At 71.0% G+C, this 4,952-nt stretch carries 4 protein-coding genes; 2 read left to right on the top strand and 2 right to left on the bottom strand.

The genetic code is table 11. The features are described 5' to 3' along the window. The coding region (locus B7767_RS35355; protein ID WP_179167425.1) for a SpoIIE family protein phosphatase at positions 1–237 on the top strand (237 nt) is incomplete at its 5' end. Between the two features lie 272 nt (positions 238–509). Here the strand turns inward: B7767_RS35355 and B7767_RS35350 are convergent. Then, on the bottom strand, positions 510–1,088 hold the full coding sequence (locus B7767_RS35350) for a Dps family protein (RefSeq protein ID WP_085575631.1): 579 nt from the start codon (positions 1,086–1,088) through the stop codon (positions 510–512). A 207-nt stretch (positions 1,089–1,295) separates the two neighbouring features. Here B7767_RS35350 and B7767_RS35345 point away from each other — a divergent pair, with 207 nt between their 5' ends. After that, positions 1,296–2,174, top strand: a complete 879-nt coding sequence (locus tag B7767_RS35345) for an ABC transporter substrate-binding protein (RefSeq protein WP_256923680.1) — start codon at positions 1,296–1,298, stop codon at positions 2,172–2,174. Between the two features lie 56 nt (positions 2,175–2,230). Here B7767_RS35345 and B7767_RS35340 read toward each other — a convergent pair whose 3' ends face one another. Next, positions 2,231–4,948 (bottom strand): SpoIIE family protein phosphatase, encoded by a 2,718-nt coding sequence (locus tag B7767_RS35340; RefSeq protein ID WP_085575632.1) that lies wholly within the window; start codon positions 4,946–4,948, stop codon positions 2,231–2,233. Positions 4,949–4,952 lie beyond the last annotated feature (4 nt).

Raw genomic sequence — 4,952 nt, 5'->3', positions numbered from 1 at the left:
GCCTTCCTCCCGGGCGACCAGATGCTGCTCTACACCGACGGCGTGACGGAGACCCGCGACCGGGCCGGCGAGTTCTTCCCGCTGGCGGACTGGACGCGACGGCACAACCAGGCGACGCCCCGTGAACTGCTGGACCGGCTCCACGCGGACCTGTTCCACTACGCGGGCGGAAGGCTCGACGACGACATCGCGGCCCTCGCCGTGCGCTACCGGCACAGCGGTGTTCCGGAGCGGTAGCCCAGCGACCGCAGGCGGTCGTACCCCGCCGGCCCGCGATCGTCGACGGCACTCCGGTCGGATGCCCCGGAGCACCGGAGCAGGGGTGTGCCCCGAGCGGACCTGCCCGCCGGCGGGGCTGTCGCGCTCGGGACGGAGCGGGCGACGTACCCGCTGGACCTCCCCTCAGAGCCGTTCGGCGCGACCGGGCCGGGCGCTGGACGAGTACGTCAGCGGCGCCGTCGGCTGACCACCCACGGGAAGGAACGGGCCGCGGCTCGTTCCCGTACCGGTCAGGGCTGCTCGCGCGCCTGGTCCGCCGCCTGTCCCGCGGCGCCGGTCTCCGTGGTGGCGCCGCGGGTGCTGAGCCTGCCGCCGCTGGACTCCAGGTGGGCGCGTACGAACCACTGGAACAGCTCCAGACCCCGCAGTTGCTCGATGAGCATGTCCTGGGTGACCGGGTCGGACGTCTCGGTGGCCTGCATGGCCTCACGATGGTCCTTGATCACACCCGTGTAGACGAGGTCCAGGGCACCGAGGTGCTCGATGGCTTCGGCCCGCCCGATCGAGTAGTCGTTCCAGGTGCGCTCGTCGACCAGGGCACCGGGGGTTCCCTTGGGCTCACCGCCGAGGGTGGAGATCCGCTCGGCGAGGTCGTCGGTCATGGACCGGACCTCGTCCACCTGAGGGTCGAGCATCTCGTGGACCGCGATGAAGTGCGGACCGACCACGTTCCAGTGGATGTGCTTCAACGTCAGGTGCAGATCGTTCAGCGCGTGCAGGCGCAGCTGCAGCATCGCCACGATCCGGCTGCTGTCCTGCGTGCTCATACCCGGCACGGTGTACGAAAGGTCGGAACCCTGAGAGGGCACGGCACTACTCCTCTGTTCGTCCTGTGCGGCGATGAACACAAGAGCAGGCCCGGGGCGGCCCGTCGCGTGGCCGCGCACGACAGCCCGCGACTGTCACCGGAGCGGAGCACCCCGTCGGGCTGCGGGCCCTCCTCGGGCTCGGGCGGTCGCATCGTATGTGGTGTTTTATGGTGACGTCAGGAGCATGTCCCTACCGGAGGTGCAATGATGCGCGCCGCGGCAGCGATCGTCTCCGGGGCTGTCAGTGTGGTGCTCATCGTCGTGACGTCGGCGTGCGACCAGGGCGGGTCGGAGCCGTCGAACGTCCGTTACGGTGACTGTCCGATCTCAGGACAACACGGGGAGTTCGACCTGTCGCCCGAGACGGCGGGCGCCCTCACGGTCAAGACGACCCTGCCCGCGCCCGGGTGGTGGAACGGCGACACGCCGGACTCCGTGACGAGCGGGTACGAGTACTGCATGGCGGCCAACATCGCCCACCGGGCCGGTCTCGACCGGGTGGCGGTGAAGAACGCCCCCTTCCCGGAGGTCGTGTCCGGCCGGACCAAGGACTTCGACCTGGCCCTGGCACAGATCACGATCACCCCGGAGCGGAGCAAGGTCGCCGCGTTCTCCCCGCCCTACCTCTCCTCGACCCTGGGACTGCTCATCAGGGACGGCGAGCAGATCGACGAGGACAACATCCGCGATGTCCGCATCGGGGTGGCCGAGGGCACCACGGGTGAGAAGTTCGTCGCGAGCCGCCTCAAGCCGACCAAGCCCGTGACCGCGTTCGCCAACGACCCGGAGCTGGTAACGGCGCTGGAGGAGGGGCGGATCGACGCGGTCGTCCACGACACGACGATCCTGCTGGCGTATCCCCAGAAGAGGGAGGACAGGGTGCGCCTCGTGGGCCAGTACAGGACCGGGCAGAGCTACGGCGCCCTGTACCCGAGGGGGGCACCCGACAAGGAGGAGCTGGACCGGATCATCAAGCAGCTGATCGACGACGGGACGCTCGCCAAACTGTCGGCCGTCTATCTCGGGGCCGCCTTCGGCCAGGATCCGGTCAAGATCCCGTACCTCACCGTCGACGACGGCTCCTGAACACCGCCGGGCGGGCGCACCCGTGAGGGGAGCACCGGTCCCGTGTCCCCGCCCCCTCACAGGTCGGCCATCAGGAGACCGCCCAGGCCCCCGGTGGCACCGGCGTCCAGCGACTGCTCAGCCCAGATGATCTTCCCCCTGTCGGTGTAGCGGGTGCCCCAGCGGCGCGACAGCTGGGCCACGAGGAACAGGCCACGGCCCCCTTCGTCGGTGATGGCCGCGCGGCGCAAGTGCGGGGAGGTGCTGGTGCCGTCGCCGACCTCGCAGATCAGACTGTCGCCGTCGCGCAGCAGTCGCAGGCTGATGGGGCTCGCTCCGTAACGGATGGCGTTCGTGACCAGTTCGCTGAGGATCAGCTCGGTCGTGAAGGCGGTCTCGCCGAGCCCCCAGGACTCCAGCCTGCCGGTCGCCTCGGTCCGGATCCGGGAGACGGCGGCGGGGTCGTCGGGCACCTCCCACTCCGCGACCCGGTCCGGGTCCAGCAGCCGGGTCCGTGCGACGAGCAGGGCGATGTCGTCACTCGACCCGTCGCGCAGCATCGCGTCGAGCACCACGCGACAGGTGCCGTCCGGGGTGGCTCCGTCCGTACGGAGCAGTGCCTCCCTCAGCATGCCGAGCCCGATGTCGATGTCGCGCCCTCGGGCCTCGACCAGCCCGTCGGTGTACAGGACCAGTCGGCTGTCGGCGGCCAGCCGGAGTTCGGCCGTCTCGACCGGCAGCCCCCCGCCCACGCCGAGCGGCGGGGCGACGGGGATGTCGGGGAAGGTCACGGAGCCGTCGGGCGACACCAGCGCCGGACCGGGATGGCCGGCCCGGGCCAGGACACACCGTCCGGAGACCGGATCGTAGACGGCGTAGAGGCAGGTGGCCCCGGTGACGGCCTCGGTGTTCCCTTCGGCCGCCGCGTCCTGGTCGATCTGGGTGATCACATCGTCCAGGTGCGCGAGAAGCTCGTCCGGAGACAGGTCCAGCGAGGCGAAGTTGTGCACCGCGGTTCTCAGGCGGCCCATCGTCGCGGCGGCGTGCAGTCCGTGGCCGACGACGTCACCGACCACCAGGGCGACCCGGGCCCCCGGCAGCGGGATGACGTCGTACCAGTCGCCGCCCACGCCCGCCTGGGCGGGGAGGTACCGGTGCCCGACCTCCAGGGCGGACAGCTCGGGGAACGTCCTGGGCAGCAGGCTGCGCTGGAGGGTGACAGCCGTGGTGTGCTCGCGGGTGTAGCGGCGCGCGTTGTCGATGCACACGGCCGCCCGCGTGGCGAGCTCCTCGGCGGGAAAGAGGTCGTCCGACTCGAAGGGCTCCTGCTCGGAACGCCAGAACTCCACGACACCCAGCAACTGCCCCCGGGCCTGGAGCGGCACGGAGATCATGGAATGGATCCCGTACTCGATGACCTTCCGGGTCCGCTCCGGGTCCTGGGCACGCCATCCGTCGGCCATGGCGAGGTTCGGCACCAGGACCGGACGGCCGGTGGTCATGCCTACGGACACGGGGTTGTCGGACACGTAGCGCAGGGACGTCCCGACCGGGTTGAGCGGTGCCTCCTCCCGGATGCCCGCGGCTGCGATCCGGCGCATCTCCGTACGCGCCCCCGTCGGCTCGTCACCGAGCAGCACGGGCTCGACCAGCTCCACGGTGGCGAAGTCGGCGAAGCGCGGGACCGCCACCTCGGTCAGCTCCTCGGCGGTGCGCTTCATGTCGAGGGTCGTCCCGATCCGTGTGCTGGCCTCGTACAGCAGCTGCAGGCGCCCGCCCGCCACCTCCGCCCGGCCCGCGAGGGCGCGCAGCTCCGTGGTGTCCCGCAGGGTGGCGACGACACCCCCCTTCGGGCCCACCGGCCGCAGGCTGACCGCGAGCAGGAGGTCCCCGGCGAGGAAGACCTTGTCCGTGACCGCCCGGGCCGATTCCAGCAGCCCGGCCAGGGCCGGACTCAGCCCGAGCGCCGTGACCGGCTTGCCCTCGGCCTTCGGCGGCAGGGCGAGCAGTCGGCGTGCCTCGTCGTTGACCAGCAGCAGCTTCCCATCGCCGTCCGTGATGATCACGCCTTCGCGCACCGCGTGCAGCACCGCGTCGTGGTGCTCGTACATGCGGGTCATCTCCACCGGCAACAGACCTCGGGTCTGGCGCCTCAATCGCCCGCTGACCAACGCCGACCCGCCCGCGGCAAGGAGCAGCGCGACACCGCCGGCCGCGAAGAGCACCGGGAGCTGGTGCTGCACCACACTGGTCACCTTGTCCACCGTGACCCCCACGGTGACGAGGCCGACCGCGGTCCCCTCCTCGTCGAAGACGGCCACCGTCGAGTCGACCGCCTTTCCCAGACTGCTGTCGAACGTGGTCTGGTGGGGCTCGCCTCCGAGCGCCTCGTCGTAGGAGCCGGAGACGTGCTCCCCGATCTTGTCCGGGTCCGGGTGGGTCCAGCGGAAGCCGTAGGGGCTCAGCGCCACGACGTAGTCGACGCCGGTCTTCTCGCGCACCGCCTCGGCATGGGGCTGAAGCGCGGCGGTCGGGTCATCGCTCTGCATCGCCTCCGCCGTGCCCGGCGCCTTCGCGAACGACTCGGCCGCCACCAGCGAGCGATCACCGGCCTCCTGGATGGCGCTGTTGCGGTCCTGGATCACGAGCGCCACCACGGCCGTGACGATGAGCAACAGCACGACCACCAGTTGCAGCAGGAAGACCTGACCGGCGACGCTGCGCGGATTCAGCAGGGACAGGACGCGCCGGCCGGCCGAGCCGCGCCGGCCTTCCGGGCCGGCTTCCGACGGCACCCGG

The organism is Streptomyces sp. 13-12-16 (genome assembly GCF_002114215.1).
GTDB lineage: Bacteria > Actinomycetota > Actinomycetes > Streptomycetales > Streptomycetaceae > Streptomyces.
The sequence above is the reverse complement of the archived record's forward strand: the minus strand, read 5'-3'. Positions and strand labels throughout refer to the sequence as shown.

What these genes read in the sequence shown, in the direction of transcription:
- B7767_RS35345 (WP_256923680.1), top strand. Translation starts at nt 1,296, where the DNA reads ATGCGCGCCGCGGCAGCGATCGTCTCCGGGGCTGTCAGTGTGGTGCTC.